This is a genomic window from Salmonella sp. NW645 (assembly GCF_051703725.1).
Lineage (GTDB): Bacteria > Pseudomonadota > Gammaproteobacteria > Enterobacterales > Enterobacteriaceae > Salmonella > Salmonella enterica.
In genome coordinates, this window is record NZ_JAMMKR010000007.1 from 155,986 (window position 1) to 173,338 (window position 17,353).

Consider the following 17,353-nt stretch of genomic DNA (forward strand, 5'->3'; position numbering starts at 1 on the left):
GAAAAATAATCTCTCTACAAAACAGCCGTTAAGTTATGCAAATTCCACTGGTGCTTTCACGTTGCCTAAATGAATGGCATCAAGGGCAATCATTTTCTCTTCATTCGTGGGAATAACAGCGCAAATAACCTGAGAAGGGTTAGCGGAAATAATGCGTTCGCCGTGAGAATTCGGCTGCTTATTCATTTCAACATCTAACGTAAGCCCCAGTACGCCCAAATGTTCAATTACCAACTGGCGAATTAATACTGAATTTTCACCAATACCGCCGGTAAAAATAATGCCATCCAACCGATGTAACGATGCCGCGTGTCCGGCAATATGACGGGCGATACGGTGGACAAACGTTTTTATCGCTAACCGGGCGCGCTCATGTCCTTCGTGCCAGGCTTTTTCCAGGACTCTAAGGTCGGATGACAACCCGGAGATGCCGAGCAAACCGGACTCTTTATTCACCACTCGCTCCAGATCGCTCAACGTCTGCCCGGTTTCTTTGGCTATCCACGCCATCGCGCCGAAATCAACGTCGCCGCTGCGAGTACCCATCATCAGCCCCTCAAGCGGCGTCATCCCCATTGAGGTATCCACGCTCTGACCATTGCGTACCGCGCAGATAGACGCCCCATTGCCCAGATGCGCGACAATCAGACCCGAGTTTTTTTCATCGAGGTCAAGCAGTTCATACGCGCGCCGCGAAACATAGCGATGCGACGTACCGTGAAAGCCGTAGCGACGCACACCCAGACTGGAAAAATACTCCCACGGCAATCCGTATAAATAGGCTTCCGGCGCCAGCGTCTGGTGGAAACTGGTATCAAATACCGCCACTTGCCGCACGGCCGGGAAAAGGTGCCGCGCCGCGTCAATGCCGCTTAAATTAGCGTAATTATGCAGCGGCGCTAAAGGCGATACCCGACGAATATTATCGATAATCTCATCGGTAATAATGACGGACTGCGTAAATAGCTCTCCACCGTGCGCGATACGGTGACCAATTAATGCCACGCTATCCGTTAAATCACGTTTTTCCAGCTCAAAGGCAATGGCTTTTAACGCGTCCTCATAATTAGAGTGCGCGAGGTTTATCGGCTTATCGCCATTAATAGATAAAAAGGCGTTTTCAGTATTCATTCCATCTGCTATTCCCGCCATTAAAACATCACAGGTAGCGACATCCAGTACAGAGAATTTGATAGAAGATGATCCGCAATTAATGACCAGAACGACCGGAAATTCATTCATGTAGTGCCTCCGTCGATGTCAGCCTGCGTCCGCGCCCTGGGGCGGAACGCAGGCTAAACGTGAGGATTAGAACAATTTGTAGACAATATTCAGGATGGTCAGCAGACCAATCAGGGTGACGAACACGTTATCCAGACGACCACGGTACTTCGCCAGCGACGGCGCTTTACGAATGGCGTACATCGGCAGCAGGCATAACAGCGAGGCGATAATCGGCGCGCCCATCGCTTCAATCAGGTCCAGAATGTTGGGGTTTGCGTAAGCTACGACCCAGGTAGACCCCATAATGAAGATCATGCTGATGGTGTTAAGCTTGCCCATAGAGACTTTGGTTTTATCGCCTTTATAACCGAATTTCAGCACCAGGCCGTTCAGCCCTTCCAGCGTCCCCAGGTAGTGACCGAAGAAAGATTTGAAAATAGCAACCAGCGCGATGATAGACGCGCCATACTCCAGCACCGTTGCAAAAGTAGATTTTGTCCCCGACAAAGAGGCGAAATGGTTGGCCAAGTAGGAAAGTACCGGAATGTTCTGCGCTTTCGCATCCGCCATGTTCTGCGGAGAGAGCGTAAACAGGCAGCTAAAGGCGAAGAACATCACCACGGCGACCATCAGCATACTGGCGCGCGAGATGATCTGTGAACATTTCCGCTCGGTAAATTCGCGACCAAACTCTTTCTCATACTCTTCACGCTTAGACACCACGAAGGAAGAGACGATGGGCGAAAAGTTAAAGGAGAACACCATGATAGAGATGCCCAGCCACACCGTAACCAGTATGCCATCATGCCCGGTCAGCGCGATATTACTGAGATCAACCTGATCGATAACCGCCGAGTTCCAGTAAGGAATCAGCGATAATGAGATTAGCACCAGACTGGCGATAAACGGCCATACCAGGTAACTCATCACCTTAACCATCAGATCTTTACCAAACCAGATCACAAAGGCCATCAGCAGCAGCAAGAACAGCGCCACGAAACCGCGATTCAACGCTGGCATCTGCAACTGGTTTTCCCAAAACGTCATGAACGTATTAGTAATGGTGACGCCATAAATCCACAGCAGCGGACAAATCGCAAAGAAGTAAAGGAACGTGATAACTACCCCGCCCGTTTTACCAAAGTGCTCTTCGACCGTTTCCGTAATATTGCCGGACGGATTAGATCCGGATAAACACAGACGCGCCAGCGCCCGGTGACAATAGAACGCAATGGGGTAAGCTAAAACCAGCATCAGCAGAATGGGGATAAGCCCGCCAAACCCGGCGCGGATAGGGAAAAACAGCACCCCGGCGCCAATGGCGGTACCAAATAAACCCAGCGTCCACGTCGTGTCCGATTTACGCCATGACGACTGTTTTGCCTGGCTGGATACAATGCTATCAGTAGTACTCATATCCTATCCTCACGAAAAGATTAAGCGTCAACTAAACCCGTAATTTGTGATACACGAGAAAGATCGATATTGCCGCCAGAAATAATACTGACCGTTTTTCTGTTCTGAATATGGCTATCTAATTTCCCGCTTAATAGTGCGGCGCAGGCCAGAGCGCCAGCGCCTTCAGTAATAACCTTATTGCGCTGAATTAAAGCGATCATGCTGTTACGAATTTCATCTTCGCTAACCAGAACAATGTCATCGACTAATTCACGAACAATTTCATAGGTTAAATTACCCGGGCGGGAGACATCACAACCATCCGCCAGGGTGCCGGTCGTTCGGTGCGTGGTTATTTCGCCAGCGTAATAAGACGCCGCCATACCGTGAACATTTTCGGCCTGTACGCCGATAACTTTAATGGTCGGGTTAATCGATTTAATCGCAATGGCAATACCTGCAATTAAACCGCCGCCGCCAATAGGCACGATGACATTATCGACATCGTACAGATCTTCCATAATTTCCAGACCAATAGTGCCCTGTCCGGCAATGACTTTTGGATCGTCGTAAGGCGGAATAAAAATGCGGCCTTCGGTTTCGACAATTTCACTCACCTTAGCAATGGTGTCATTGAAGTTGTCACCGTGGAGCACCACTTCCGCCGAATAATCACAGGTGGCCGCCACTTTTGACTTTGGCGCGCCCTTCGGCATCACGACTTTGCCGTCAATACCCAGCATTGCGCAAGAAAGAGAAACGCCCTGTGCATGATTACCTGCGGAACAGGCCACGACGCCTTTACGTTTTTCCGCCTCCGTTAACGAGCTAAGTTTGTTAAAAGCGCCACGAATTTTAAATGAACCCGTACGCTGCATATTTTCAAACTTGAGAAATATTTCGCCTTTGCAACGTTCACTAAAATAGTTAGAGCGAGGCATTCCCGTTTTATATATCTTCCCCGCTAGTCTTTTTTTCGCTTCGAGGATATCTTCAATTGCAACCGGGAGATCGTATGTAATGTGCATTATAACCTCTTAACCTGGGTATTAAAAATAAGTTACCGTTGCCCACTGTTCAAAAGAAACAGTTGGCGTCAATCTCGCTAAATATGTTTATTCCATATCATTCAATTTCTATTAACTGCCTGCGTCTGCATCCATTATATGATGAATATTGCTTAGCCAATTCTACTAATACTGAAGCGGCTTTTTTGATACGATAATTTTTAGACCATACCGCCGCATAACGTGCGACGGGTAACGTGTCTTTTATGGGTATCGTGATAAATTGATTAGAGCCAAAAGGCGTGGTCATATCGCAGGGAATAACAGTTAAGAAATCAGCATTGAGAACAAGATTATATATTGTGACAACGGAATCTGTTTTAACAATGTTTTCGATGCTGATGCCATTTCGTTGTAGAGTGGTGAGTAATTCGCTGTAGTAGCCCATATTCGTTTGCGGCAACACCCACTGTTCGTCCTTTAACGATTCCAGTGTGATGGTGCCGGTGCATGTTCGGGACTTGCTGGCTACCAGGACAAACTCTGATTCAAACAGCGGCTCGACATGCAGATCCTGTAGCTGCATTTCATTACTGAGCGTACCAATAGCAAAGTCCAGCCGCCCGTCGCGCAGGGCCGGCAGGAATGAAGAGAGCTGGGCTTCGTACATGGATACCTGCGCTTTTGGAAAGACCTCTTTGAACTTATGAATCATATCGGACATGAAGGTAAAGCCAATCAGCGAAGGAAAACCAAACGAGACGTCGACAACGGTATTGCACGTCATACTGTTCATCTCGTTGATCATGTTTTTCATTTCGCGGGTGATAGATTCAGACCAGGAAAGCAGTACCTGTCCCGCTTCGGTCAACGTAACGCCGGTATTTTTGCGTACAATTAGCTCAACGCCAAAATAGGCCTCAACATCGCTAATGATTTTACTGACGGCGGGCTGGGTTAACCCTAACGATTTTGCGGCAGAACCGATAGAACCACTTCTAATGACTTCCTGAAAGACCACCAAATGCTGTGTTTTAGGGAGAACAAGAGTATTCATATCTACCGCTCTGAAATAACATTGTGAACGGCAGGAAGTGTAGCAAATTAAATCTTAAAGGTTATGTGCGACCACTCACAAATTAACTTGCCGCAATTTTTACATGGTCTTTATTAAATAAATAAAACCTATTATTTCAATAAGTTGCAAAAACAAAGCAGTAACTTAGTCTGATTTCAATCAAAAAACAGGGTCGGGATAACGATATATTATGGCGATAACCAGTCTATTTTACCTCCTATTTTCGACGTCCTGTGAAGACGATATTTCAATCAATTACGGGACATTTTATCGACAATTCCAGCGTTAAATTTAAAGTGTAATTTCTCAAATTTAAGTATAAACCGGAGGTAAATGCGCTTAAAAACCGTTACGCGTCACATTTTTTTACCTTATTTGTTTGTAAAGAAACATTTAATAAAATTTTAACCAAAATATTTCATACATTTAATTTTCATTTACAACAAATAATTTACACCACTTTCTTGCTATTTTTCAGGATGTAATTTTGTGAAAGAAATCGATTACTTTTCACTTCAACTAAAAAGAGCGCAGTCTATAGCGTTTTGTGTTTCTCATCACAAAAACGAATAATATTATGTCACCACGGCTGTCAATTAATTGCCGGATAGTGACGCTGGCGTCTTCTGCAACCTCTATACCCTTCACCGGCCTGATAAGCAAAAACCCGCCGAAGCGGATTTTATGAAGGGGTGAAACTGACCGATAAGCCGCTTTCTTTTAGGTATAGCGTCGTGGACAGTCATTCATCCTGCCGCCCTGTAAAAGCAAAAACCCGCCAGCTTACACTGACGGGTTTTATGAAGAAGTGAAACTGACCGATAAGCCGGGTTCTGTCGTGGACAGTCATTCATCTAGGCCAGCAATCGCTCACTGGCTCAAGCAGCCTACCCGGGTTCAGTACGGGCCGTACCTTATGAACCCCTATTTGGCCTTGCTCCGGGTGGAGTTTACCGTGCCACGGACTGTTACCAGCCGCGCGGTGCGCTCTTACCGCACCCTTTCACCCTTACCTGATCCCACTTGCGTGGGCCATCGGCGGTTTGCTCTCTGTTGCACTGGTCGTGGGTTTCCCCCCCAGGCGTTACCTGGCACCCTGCCCTATGGAGCCCGGACTTTCCTCCCCTCCGCCCGTCTCCCCGAAAGGACGACGACGAAGCGGCGACTGTCTGGTCAGCTTCGGCGCGCAGTATAGAGGGTTCGCGCGACTTTGTCACCCTGCGCTGCGCATTCCTATCGCCAGAGCGGCAGCAACATTTCTGGATGCCCGATAAATATTGTCAAAAGCGCCCCGAAAAGCCTCCTCCAGCGTCACGATGCGCGTGAGTACGCTAAAGACAGCGTCGATGCCATAGTGATGCACTATCCCTACATCGTGCGTCAGGCTGCCGGCAATGCCAATCACTGGCTTATGATATTTTTTCGCCACATTCGCGACGCCAATCGGCACTTTACCGCGAATACTTTGGCTATCAATCCGCCCTTCTCCCGTCACCACCAGCGTACAGTCGTGGATATGCTCCTCCAGGTTCAGTGCCGCCGTGACAATTTCGATTCCGCTGCGTAATTCCGCACCGAGAAAAGCCATTAACGCCGCCCCCATACCGCCTGCCGCGCCTGCGCCGGGCGCCGCCTTTACGTCGACATTCAGCGATTTTTTTATGATGTCGGCATAGTGAGCAAGATTTCTGTCCAGCTCAACAATGTTCTCTTCGGTCGCGCCTTTCTGCGGCCCAAAAATTCGTGATGCGCCGTTGTCGCCGATCAGAGGATTAGAGACATCGCAAGCGACACGAATCGCGCAGAGTTTTAAACGGGGATCGAGCTCTGAAATATCAATGTCGCTTAGACAATGAAGGCTTCCGCCACCGTAACCGATATCCGCGCCGTTTTCATCGCGCAGTTTTGCGCCTAACGCCTGCATCATCCCTGCGCCGCCGTCATTTGTCGCGCTACCGCCAATGCCGATAATGATATTGCTTGCGCCGCTTTCCAGCGCCTGCAATATCAGCTCCCCCGTTCCCCGCGAGGTAGTAATCAAAGGGTTGCGTTTTTCTGGCGGAACCAGCGCCAGTCCGCTGGCCGCCGCCATTTCAATAAAGGCGGTTTTACCATCCCCGGACATTCCCCAGCAGGCTTTCACTTTTTCACCCAACGGCCCGGTCACCCATGCGGCGCGTTCAACGCCCTGCGTCGCGGCAATCATGGCTTCGACCGTTCCTTCGCCGCCATCGGCAACCGGAACAGAGACATATTGCGCATCGGGGAAAATTTCCCGAAATCCTTTTTCTATCGCCTGCGCTACCTCGGCGGCAGAAAGGCTTTCTTTGTAGGAGTCGGGGGCAATTACGATTTTCATAGTGGTAGCCTGTTACTGCACAACGCCGGATGGCGTTTCACTTATCCAGCCTGAAATTCAGGCCCGGATCGCTACACGCCATCCGGGCACAACGTCGTTAGCGAGTGACTTCCACTTTCGCCAGTTTTTCGTAGTAGCACGCCAGCGCGCTATGGTCGTCATTACCGTGTCCATCCGCGCGTAACGCCTGCATCATTTCCATAACGGCGGCGGTCAGCGGGAGCTGCGCGCCAACGCCGTGGGAGGTATCCAGCGCATTCGCCAGATCTTTAATGTGCAGATCGATACGGAAACCTGGCTTAAAGTTTCGGTCCATGACCATCGGCGCTTTCGCATCCAGTACCGTGCTGCCAGCCAGACCGCCGCGAATCGCCTGATAGACCAGATCCGGGTTGACGCCCGCTTTAGTCGCCAGCGTCAGCGCTTCAGACATGGCGGCGATATTCAACGCCACGATCACCTGGTTAGCCAGTTTTGTGACGTTGCCTGCGCCGATATCGCCGGTATGCACCACGGAACCCGCCATCGCTTTCATCAGGTCGTAGTACTTGTCGAAAATGGCTTTATCGCCCCCCACCATCACCGACAGCGTGCCATCAATCGCCTTCGGCTCGCCGCCGCTGACCGGCGCATCCAACATCTCAACGCCCTTCGCCTTCAGCGCATCGCTGATTTCACGGCTTGCCAGCGGCGCGATAGAACTCATATCAATCAATACGGTTCCCGGCTTCGCGCCTTCGATGATACCGTTCTCGCCCAGCGCAACTTCTTTCACATGCGGAGAGTTAGGCAGCATCGTGATGATGACGTCACACTGTTCAGCGATCGCCTTCGCCGTAGAGGCCGTTTCCGCGCCTGCGGCAATGACGTCGGCAATCGCTTCAGGATTACGATCGGACACCACCAGCGAATACCCTGCTTTCAGTAAGTTTTTGCTCATGGGCTTACCCATGATGCCTAAGCCAATAAAGCCAACTTTCATCGTCATAGCGTTCTCTCTTTCCATACCAGGATTATTTTTTAAAGGTGTCGGCAAGTTTCTGCGTGCTGGCGCGGAATGCGCCTAAATCGCTGCCAACGGCGACAAAGGTCGCGCCCCATTCCAGATAACGGCGGGCATCCGCCTCTACCGGCGCCAGAATGCCGCACGGTTTACCGTGCGCTTTAGCGCGGGCGAAAATATGTTGAATCGTCTGCTGCACGTCAGGGTGAGAAGCATTGCCGAGATGACCCAGCGCGGCGGCCAGATCGCTGGGGCCGACAAAAATGCCATCAACGCCTTCCGTTGCGGCGATGGCATCAACATTGTCGACACCCAACTGGCTTTCGATTTGAACAATAATGGTGATGTTTTTGTTCGACTGCGCAAAGTAATCAGGCACCGTACCGAACATATTCGCGCGGTGAGAAACGGAAACGCCGCGAATGCCTTCCGGCGGGTAACGTGTCGAGGCGACGGCGCGAGCCGCTTCCTCTTGCGTTTCAACAAAGGGGATCAGGAAGTTATAAAACCCAATATCCAGCATCCGTTTGATAATGACCGGTTCATTGGTTGGCACACGTACCACAGGCGCGCTGGCGCTGCCTTTCAATGCCATTAGCTGCGGAATTAAGGTGGTCACATCGTTCGGCGCATGTTCGCCATCCAGCACCAGCCAGTCAAATCCCGCCAGACCGAGAACTTCGGTGGTGATTGGGCTTGCCAGTGCAGACCAGCAGCCAATCTGCACCTGTTGCGCCGCCAGCGCCGCTTTAAACTTATTCGGGAAAATAGCGTTATTCATCGCTTATACCTTCGCTTATTTCTTTAATTCTCTACATGTGATGCCGCCACCATAACTTATAGCAACGACAATAAAATGCTTATCTGAAATCAGAATGGGTCTCCGCATTCTATTCCTAATGTGGTACACATCCTGTAGCACAATATACCGTTCTGATATCTTTATCGTCTTTTATTATTATCATGGTATTTTCAAATAACTCGTCAGATACACTGAATTCGCCATTCAGTATAAACAGCCTATGTCGGATAATCATTGTGCAAACGCTCATTAAAAAGGGATTATTTAACGCTTATTTTTGAGCATACGCCCATGATACTGGGCGCTAATGCACACATTTACGCTTTACCCGGCCTACATAAAAAATTTCATAATTTGCGGTGATCTGGATCACATTCTTATATTTATACTCCTGTCATTCTTATTTCATTATGCATGAACTTTATTTCTTATATTGAGATTTAACGATTTAACCATAACCAAAAATAGATAATCCTATTTCTATCATCCAGGCTGGAGAATGTTGAACAATGGCCAATATCGAAATTCGCCAGGAATCGCCATCGGCGTTTTATATAAAAGTACATGAAACCGATAATGTCGCAATTATTGTTAATGACCACGGTCTTAAAGCCGGAACACGTTTTCCGGATGGCCTGGAACTGACTGAACATATTCCGCAAGGCCATAAAGTTGCTCTGACGGATATCCCCGCTCACGGCGAAATCATCCGTTATGGCGAAGTCATCGGTTATGCGGTACGCGACATCCCGCGCGGAAGCTGGATCGACGAGTCGCTGGTTGAACTGCCAAAAGCGCCGCCGCTGAATACGCTACCGTTGGCGACCAAAGTACCGGAACCGCTGCCGCCGCTGGAAGGCTATACGTTTGAGGGCTATCGTAACGCCGATGGCAGCGTCGGCACCAAAAATCTGCTTGGCATTACCACCAGCGTGCACTGTGTAGCGGGCGTGGTCGATTATGTGGTGAAAGTAATTGAGCGCGATCTCCTGCCCAAATACCCGAATGTCGATGGCGTTGTAGGGCTAAACCATCTGTACGGCTGCGGCGTGGCAATCAACGCGCCGGCGGCGGTCGTGCCGATTCGCACGATTCATAATATCGCGCTCAACCCCAATTTTGGCGGCGAAGTGATGGTGATTGGCCTCGGTTGCGAAAAACTGCAGCCGGAACGGCTGCTGGAAGGCACCGAGGATGTTCCCGCCATCGCCGTTGAAAGCGCCAGTATTGTGCGTTTACAGGACGAGCAGCATGTCGGCTTTAAATCAATGGTCGACGATATTTTGCGGGTCGCCGAACGCCATCTGACGAAACTGAACCAGCGCCAGCGCGAAACCTGCCCGGCCTCCGAGCTGGTCGTCGGGATGCAGTGTGGCGGCAGCGATGCGTTTTCCGGCGTCACGGCAAACCCGGCGGTGGGTTATGCTTCCGATCTGTTGGTACGCTGCGGCGCGACCGTCATGTTCTCGGAGGTCACCGAAGTGCGCGATGCCATTCATCTTCTGACACCGCGCGCCATCAACGAAGCCGTGGGTAAACGCCTGCTGGATGAAATGGCCTGGTACGATAATTACCTTGATATGGGGAAAACCGATCGCAGCGCTAACCCGTCCCCTGGCAACAAAAAAGGCGGCCTGGCGAACGTCGTGGAAAAAGCGTTGGGCTCTATCGCTAAATCGGGTAAGAGCGCCATTGTCGAAGTATTATCGCCGGGCCAGCGCCCCACCAAACGCGGCCTGATTTACGCCGCGACGCCCGCCAGCGATTTCGTCTGCGGCACGCAGCAGGTCGCTTCCGGCATTACCGTACAGGTCTTTACCACCGGACGCGGCACGCCTTACGGGCTGATGGCGGTGCCGGTCATTAAAATGGCGACGCGTACCGAGCTGGCGAACCGTTGGTATGACTTAATGGATATCAATGCAGGCACCATCGCCACGGGTGAAGAGACAATCGAAGATGTGGGCTGGAAGCTGTTTCACTTTATTCTCGATGTCGCCAGCGGCCGGAAAAAGACTTTCTCGGACCAGTGGGGATTGCATAACCAGCTGGCAGTGTTTAACCCGGCACCTGTGACCTGATCTATTCTGGAAAGCGCCTCGCAAAACATGGCTTAAGGGCCATGTTTTCATATGTTTGATAAACTGCGCCATGTTCATACCGGATATGGCAAAAACACCCACTCCACCATAAAAGCATTAAAATTCAATAAATTGAAATTCTCTGCCAGGCGCAACATTACGTTTCTCACTAATTTGAGTCGCAGCACATGCAATTTGAGGTATGTCGAATATAACGACAGCCTATTAATCACCTTTACTCAATTCTGCTGCATCATCAATTCTTTAATTTGTGCCAGCGTGGACGTGCCTTCCATCGGCCCACGCGCAGAGATAGCCAGCGATCCTGCGGCATTAGCATGGGCTAAAGCATCGGGTACGGAATATCCCGCAAGAAACAGGCTAACAAAGGTTGCGCCAAAGCAATCGCCAGCGCCTGTAGGATCAACCACCTTCACCGGATACCCAGCCACATGATGTTGTTCGTCTTTTGAATAGTAACTGGCTCCACGGGCGCCACGTTTAATGATGACGTGGGCAATTCCACGCTTGTGAAGCCTTGCGACAATTTTCTCTTCATCGCGGGATTTACTCAGGCCGAAATAATCCAGTTCGCCATCGCTTGGCAGGAAGAAATCCGTGTAATCAAGAATGTATTCAAAGGCCTGCGACATTTCGCGGATCTTTAGCATCTCTTTACGGATATTAGGATCGAAAGAAATTGTGCCACCATTTTCTTTTACAATGCTAATCGCCTTGCGTACGGCATCGATCAAACGAAAGGAAAATAATGACGATCCCATAATATGAAAGTGGCGATATTGTCTGAGTAATGTTTCATCAAGGTGATCGGCACTCAGCAAACCGCACGCACTGTCCGGCATGTTGAAAATAAAATCGCGCTGGGCCTGGCTTCGGTAGCTGACAAAAGCACTGCCTGTTGTGGCGTTCGGCAGTACGGAAATTCCCTGTACATTTACGCCATCGCGCGACAAGCGGGTAATATTCATAACGCCAAAGGCATCGTTGCCAACACAGCTAAACAACAATGAACGAAAACCAAGTTTAGCAACCTGATCGGCAAATATGGCGGGCGCCCCACTGGGATACGGCCCCCAAAATTCTCCCGGAGAGGAAAATCCCTGGTTCTCTTTTTTTGCCAGAAACTCGACGAGCAATTCACCCAATGTTGCGATTGTTATGTTCATGCGTTGTCCTTCATCTTGCCTGATGCAGGGTCGGGTTTATCCAGGTCAGACATTCGTTATTGGTATAACTGTTGGTTAAGCCGTCGGCCAGAAACCGTGAGTGGTACTCAGCGGCGACAATCTGTGGCGTAATAATCGCGCTCAGCGTATTCAGTTTCCCTACCGGATAACGCGCCACATCATGAATCGGACGCTGCGCCACCACGGCAATACTCTGTCCACTAAGGCGCAGGCATTCACTTAGCAAAGCAGCTGCACTTTCGTTTTTCACGTTGAGCGTGCCATCCTCGCTGATATGGTCTACCATCACCAGACAACATGACGGTTGAAATTGTTGCAAAGATTGGATGGCGATTTCGCCCCCCAGCACCTGGCCACTACGCCCCAGTACACCGCCCAACAACACAATTTCACCATCGATATAATCACGGGCCGGCGCAACATGGCTAAGATCGTTGATGATAAGGCACAGATCCCGATAATCGCCCAGGAAAGGAAGCGCTTTACGCAACACCTCTCCGGCCCCCAGAAACACGGTATCGTCGTCGCAGACCAGACGGGCAACCTGCTTAGCCAGTTCCAGCTCTACGCTATGCTCTAACGCCTGCGACTGCACCACTTCATGGCTTACCGCTGCTCTGACGGGTTGGGCCGTGTAAATCGCTCCGCCAAAGGAGCGTTTCAGATAGCCTTGTTGCTCCAGGTAATTGAGATCATTACGGATCGTTACCCCTGAAACCGATAACATTTCAGCCAAATCGTCTACTTTTATTTCGCCGTTTTTACGGACGATTTCGGCAATGTCCAGACGCCTTTTCAACAGGCTGGTAGATGGTTTTGCCACAACATACCCTTTTTTTCCGCTTCGTCGGGAAGTTATCCCGTGCTTTAACTTTCATTTTTAAACTTCTGACAGGGGATGTCAATTTTGCACCACGTCACCGAATGCTCAATGGAAAACATAACAATAAAATCAATTAATTATAGAATTTTCATGTCTCCTATTTACTTACAAAACAAAATTTAAATCCACATTTTTGCTTTCATTTAAGAAAAATTATCCTGCTTTTGTGTCGATGATCACAATCATGTGTGGCAATGATCGTTACATTACTTTCAAAACGAAGGTTATTTTTATTTTAAACTTTAATTTCGAAAGTTATAAACGGAGACCACTATGTTCATTATTTCCAGTAAAAATATGCTCCAGAAGGCCCAGCATGCAGGCTATGCCGTGCCAGCCTTTAACATCCATAACCTAGAAACCTTGCAGGTGGTGGTAGAAACCGCCGCAGAAATGCGCTCACCGCTGATCGTTGCCGGAACACCAGGCACGTTTAGCTATGCCGGAATGGGTAACATTGTGGCGATCGCGGGCGATCTGGCTCGTGAATACAATCTGCCACTGGCCATTCATCTGGATCATCATGAATCGTTAGCCGATATCGAAAGCAAAGTTATGGCAGGGATCCGTTCAGTCATGATCGATGGTTCCCACTTTCCCTTTGAAGAGAATGTGGCGCTGGTGAAAAGCGTGGTCGATTTTTGCCATCGCTACGACACCAGCGTGGAGGCAGAACTGGGCCGCCTTGGTGGGATCGAAGATGATTTAGTGGTAGACAGCAAAGATGCCCTTTACACCAATCCACAGCAAGCACGTGAGTTTGTGGCGCGCACCGGCATTGATTCGCTGGCGGTTGCTATCGGCACGGCACACGGCATGTATGCCGCTGAACCTAAACTTGATTTTGAGCGACTGGCAGAAATACGCGCTCTGGTGGATATCCCTCTGGTATTGCATGGGGCATCTGGTTTGCCGGAAAGCGATATTCGCCAGGCCATCAGCCTTGGGGTATGCAAAGTCAATGTTGCCACCGAACTGAAAATCGCCTTCTCCGACGCCTTAAAAGAGTATTTCCTGCAAAACCCGAAAGCCAATGATCCCCGCCACTATATGCAACCAGCAAAACAGGCGATGAAAGAGGTGGTACGCAAAGTAATTCATGTTTGCGGCTGTGAAGGGCAACTGTGAGGAATCGCCTGTGATCTACACGCTAACACTTAATAGCGCGATTGATATGAATATATTTAGCGATCCTTTACAGCCAAATATTGTCAATCGCACTCACCACACCGAGTTTTGCCCAAATGGTAAAGGGGTAAATGTTGCGCTGGTTCTGGATCACTTTCAAATACCTGCGCATATATTAGGAATTTTTGGAGGTTTCACCGGGCATTATATTGTAGAAAGCCTGCGTACCCGAAAAATGCCAGTCACACCAGCATGGGTAGAAGAACCCACGCGGATTAATATTTTCATTCATGACGGGCAGCAGGAATATAAACTGATCAACCCTGGCTCATATATTCCAGATGAATGTAAACAACAAATCATCACGATTATTTCTCAACTGCCCGATGCAGAATATCTGGTGATAAGCGGCAGCCTGCCACAAGGTATTGAAAGCCGCTTTTACGCAGAAATTATGCATATTTGTCAGCAAAAAAATATCGGCGTAATTTTAGATATTAGTCATCCGTCATTACGTCAGTTACTGGAGTTCAAACCGTTATTAATTAAACCAAATGATGAAGAGGTTAAAGCAATATTCGGTTTAACTGTCTCTGACGACAATGATGCGAAAAATACTCTTACCACTTTACATGCACTTGGTGCACAAAATGTTCTGCTAACCCTTGGCGCTAAAGGAATGTATTTCTCCAATGGGATTGATTACTGGTTTTGTAGCGCGCCAACAGTTGATTTGGTGAGCTCCGCCTGTGCAGGCGATGCTGCACTGGCCGCCTTTCTCAGCCAGTGGTTATCTACAGGAGAAGTGGAATATGCCTTATCTCTTGCCAGTGCAACAGGAGCTGATGTCGCAAGTTCTGCCGGATTAGGCCAACTTGCGGCAATAGAAACCTTACTTTCGCAAATCCACGTCAGAAAGCTGTAGGTTAAATTACAATTTAAGGTCTGCTTATGAAAAAGATCATTGCAGTGACCGGCTGCCCTACCGGTATTGCGCATACATTTATGGCTGAAGAAGCCTTAAAAAATGCCGCGAAAAAATTATCTGTTGAAATAAAAGTTGAAACCAATGGTGCCAGTGGCGTTGAAAATGCTATTCAACCTGCTGATCTGGTAGATATTGCCGGAGTCATTATTGCGGCGGATAAAGATGTCTTACCTGATCGCTTTAATGGTTTACCGGTTATTGAAGTACCGGTAAAAGAAGCAATCCATCATCCTGCGGAGCTGATTAACAAAGTTATTAATGGTGAAGCCCCAATACGTAAAGGCGAATCAACCACCAGAACGGAAATTATCGAAAAAGAATCGCTTGGGCGACAAATTTATAAACACCTGATGAGTGGTGTTTCAAATATGCTGCCTTTTGTAGTTGCCGGAGGCATATTAATTGCGGTGTCGTTTTTATGGGGGATTTATTCCGCTGATCCTAATTCAGCTGAATACAATGCAACCGCCGCTATGCTAATGAAAATCGGTCAGCAAGCCTTTTCGATTATGGTTCCGGTCTTTACCGCTTATATTGCATTCTCTATTTCTGGCAGACCAGGGATGGTGGCTGGATTTGTCGGCGGCTTACTGGCAAATGCTACCGGCGCAGGATTTCTCGGTGGGATAATTGCCGGATTCGCCGCCGGTTACCTGATGTTATGGGTAAAGAATCGACTCGAAGGCTTACCGCGTCAGTATGAAGGCCTGAAATCGATTTTTATTATGCCGCTCATTGGCGTACTGGTTATTGGCGTGTTGATGTCGCTGCTTGGGCAACCTGTCGCAGCTATCAATAATAGCATGATGAACTGGCTGGCATCTCTACAGGAAGCGAATCCAATATTGCTGGGTATTGTGGTGGGTGCAATGTGCTCCTTTGACTTTGGCGGCCCGGTAAACAAAGCCGCTTATGTCACCGGCACGCTTTTACTGGGCCAGGGCAACTTCTACTTTATGGCTGGTGTGTCTGCCGCATGTATTACTCCACCACTGGTAATTGCTCTGGCGACCACCTTCTTTCCAAAAGGTTTTAGCGAGGAAGAACGTGCCGCAGGCATGGTTAACTATATCCTCGGTTGTACACACATCACTGAAGGCGCGATTCCTTTCGCAGCGAAAGATCCTTTGCGTGTCATCCCGATGATGATGATTGCTTCCAGCATTTCCGCGGTACTTAGCTACAGCTTGCGTATTCAGGTTCCGGCTCCTCACGGCGGCTTCTTAATTTTACCTTTGGTGAGTCAGCCGCTGGCCTGGGTGTTATGTATCCTTGCGGGCTCTGCATGTGGTGCGGTGATGCTTGGCCTATGGAGATTGTGGGCTGTGCGCAAAAATTCAGTCAACACAACTCCTGTAGTAAAGGCTGGAGGTCAGAATGCAGCTCTGTGAACACGATATTTTTGTCAGCGATGAGCGCCTCGATAAAGTCACCGCTCTGCACCGTGTGGTGGAAAAGTTATCTGCGGCTGGCAATACCACGCCTGACTATTTACGCGGCATGTTGGATCGCGAAGCACAGATTTCCACTTATCTGGGCAATGGAATCGCGATCCCACACGGTACGCCAGAGTCTCGCGATGCGGTATTACAAACCGGTGTAAAGGTAATCGTTTTTCGCTACGGCGTTGACTGGGGTGACGGCAACACCGCGTATCTGGTCACCGGAATTGCCGCGCGCTCCAATGAACATCTTGAGATTTTGCGCCAACTGACTCGCGTGCTCAGCGATGACGCTATTCCGCAAGCATTGGCTAAAGCCGAATCCCCCAGTCAGGTTTTAACGCTACTGACTGGATCGACGACCAATACGCCAGCAGCCGTGGAGTTGCAGGAGGGTGAGCAGGCAACGTTTGTCATCCATAATCCGCATGGTTTACATGCCAGACCCAGTGCGGTGCTGGTGAAGTTTATCAAACAGTTTCAAAGCCACATTACGGTAGAAAATCTGGATAACGCCTCCGGCCCGGTGGACGGGAAAAACCTGATGCGGGTGGTGTCGCTCGGCGCGAAAAAGGGGCATCGCTTGTTGTTCCGGGCGCAGGGCGAAGATGCACAGCAGGCACTACGTGAAATCGAGGAGCTTATCGCCTCTGGTGCAGGCGAGATGATCACCGTTCCCGTTACCCCACCACCAGAAGTCATGCAGCCAAAGCGCAGTTGGCTATCTCGATTGTTTAATTAGCCTTCGTTTG

At 49.3% G+C, this 17,353-nt stretch carries 14 protein-coding genes and 1 other RNA gene; 5 read left to right on the forward strand and 10 right to left on the reverse strand.

Annotation, left to right across the window (positions count from 1 at the left end; translation table 11 throughout):
* Positions 1-33 precede the first annotated feature (33 nt).
* The 8 genes from tdcD to garL all read right to left on the reverse strand — a co-directional run bounded on the left by tdcD (position 34) and on the right by garL (position 8,850).
* Positions 34-1,242, reverse strand: a complete 1,209-nt coding sequence (gene tdcD / locus NA389_RS16280) for a propionate kinase (protein WP_001001855.1) — start codon at positions 1,240-1,242, stop codon at positions 34-36.
* 66 nt (positions 1,243-1,308) lie between these two features.
* Positions 1,309-2,640: a threonine/serine transporter TdcC gene (gene tdcC, locus NA389_RS16285; protein WP_000108129.1), complete on the reverse strand. Its 1,332-nt coding sequence runs from the start codon at positions 2,638-2,640 to the stop codon at positions 1,309-1,311.
* Positions 2,641-2,660: 20 nt separating this feature from the next.
* A complete protein-coding gene (gene tdcB / locus NA389_RS16290; protein ID WP_000548368.1) occupies positions 2,661-3,650 on the reverse strand; it encodes a bifunctional threonine ammonia-lyase/L-serine ammonia-lyase TdcB in 990 nt (329 codons plus the stop codon).
* 97 nt (positions 3,651-3,747) lie between these two features.
* The gene (tdcA, locus tag NA389_RS16295; protein ID WP_001094907.1) at positions 3,748-4,686 is read right to left on the reverse strand and encodes a transcriptional regulator TdcA; all 939 of its coding nucleotides are present in this window, start codon (positions 4,684-4,686) and stop codon (positions 3,748-3,750) included.
* A gap of 827 nt (positions 4,687-5,513) precedes the next feature.
* Positions 5,514-5,888: RNase P RNA component class A (gene rnpB, locus NA389_RS16300), an RNA gene on the reverse strand.
* Positions 5,889-5,920: 32 nt separating this feature from the next.
* Positions 5,921-7,066, reverse strand: a complete 1,146-nt coding sequence (garK, locus tag NA389_RS16305) for a glycerate 2-kinase (RefSeq protein ID WP_000706462.1) — start codon at positions 7,064-7,066, stop codon at positions 5,921-5,923.
* Positions 7,067-7,163: 97 nt separating this feature from the next.
* Complete coding sequence (garR, locus tag NA389_RS16310) at positions 7,164-8,054, reverse strand: 2-hydroxy-3-oxopropionate reductase (RefSeq protein ID WP_000178106.1); 891 nt, start codon at positions 8,052-8,054, stop codon at positions 7,164-7,166.
* A gap of 25 nt (positions 8,055-8,079) precedes the next feature.
* Positions 8,080-8,850, reverse strand: coding sequence for a 2-dehydro-3-deoxyglucarate aldolase (gene garL, locus NA389_RS16315; protein ID WP_001057715.1), 771 nt, complete (start codon positions 8,848-8,850; stop codon positions 8,080-8,082).
* Positions 8,851-9,380: 530 nt separating this feature from the next.
* On the opposite strand from garL, the gene garD reads away from it, so the two are divergent.
* Positions 9,381-10,952, forward strand: coding sequence for a galactarate dehydratase (garD, locus tag NA389_RS16320; protein ID WP_001273723.1), 1,572 nt, complete (start codon positions 9,381-9,383; stop codon positions 10,950-10,952).
* 239 nt (positions 10,953-11,191) lie between these two features.
* Here garD and NA389_RS16325 read toward each other — a convergent pair whose 3' ends face one another.
* Entirely contained in the window at positions 11,192-12,139 is a 948-nt protein-coding gene (locus NA389_RS16325; RefSeq protein ID WP_001027806.1) for a sugar kinase, read from the reverse strand.
* Positions 12,140-12,149: 10 nt separating this feature from the next.
* Positions 12,150-12,983 carry a DeoR/GlpR family DNA-binding transcription regulator gene (locus NA389_RS16330; protein ID WP_001118369.1) on the reverse strand — a complete coding sequence of 278 codons (834 nt, stop codon included), beginning with the start codon at positions 12,981-12,983 and terminating at the stop codon, positions 12,150-12,152.
* 333 nt (positions 12,984-13,316) lie between these two features.
* Here NA389_RS16330 and NA389_RS16335 point away from each other — a divergent pair, with 333 nt between their 5' ends.
* Genes NA389_RS16335 through NA389_RS16350 form a run of 4 tightly spaced genes read left to right on the forward strand, consistent with a single transcriptional unit; the run spans position 13,317 to position 17,343 of the window.
* Positions 13,317-14,171 (forward strand): tagatose bisphosphate family class II aldolase, encoded by an 855-nt coding sequence (locus NA389_RS16335; RefSeq protein WP_000469985.1) that lies wholly within the window; start codon positions 13,317-13,319, stop codon positions 14,169-14,171.
* A gap of 10 nt (positions 14,172-14,181) precedes the next feature.
* Positions 14,182-15,096: a 1-phosphofructokinase gene (gene pfkB / locus NA389_RS16340; RefSeq protein ID WP_000640685.1), complete on the forward strand. Its 915-nt coding sequence runs from the start codon at positions 14,182-14,184 to the stop codon at positions 15,094-15,096.
* A gap of 26 nt (positions 15,097-15,122) precedes the next feature.
* Positions 15,123-16,550 carry a PTS fructose transporter subunit IIC gene (locus tag NA389_RS16345; RefSeq protein WP_000719914.1) on the forward strand — a complete coding sequence of 476 codons (1,428 nt, stop codon included), beginning with the start codon at positions 15,123-15,125 and terminating at the stop codon, positions 16,548-16,550.
* Positions 16,537-17,343, forward strand: coding sequence for an HPr family phosphocarrier protein (locus NA389_RS16350; RefSeq protein WP_001175244.1), 807 nt, complete (start codon positions 16,537-16,539; stop codon positions 17,341-17,343). The genes NA389_RS16345 and NA389_RS16350 overlap by 14 nt, the downstream gene beginning before the upstream one ends.
* The last annotated feature ends 10 nt before the right edge of the window (positions 17,344-17,353 follow it).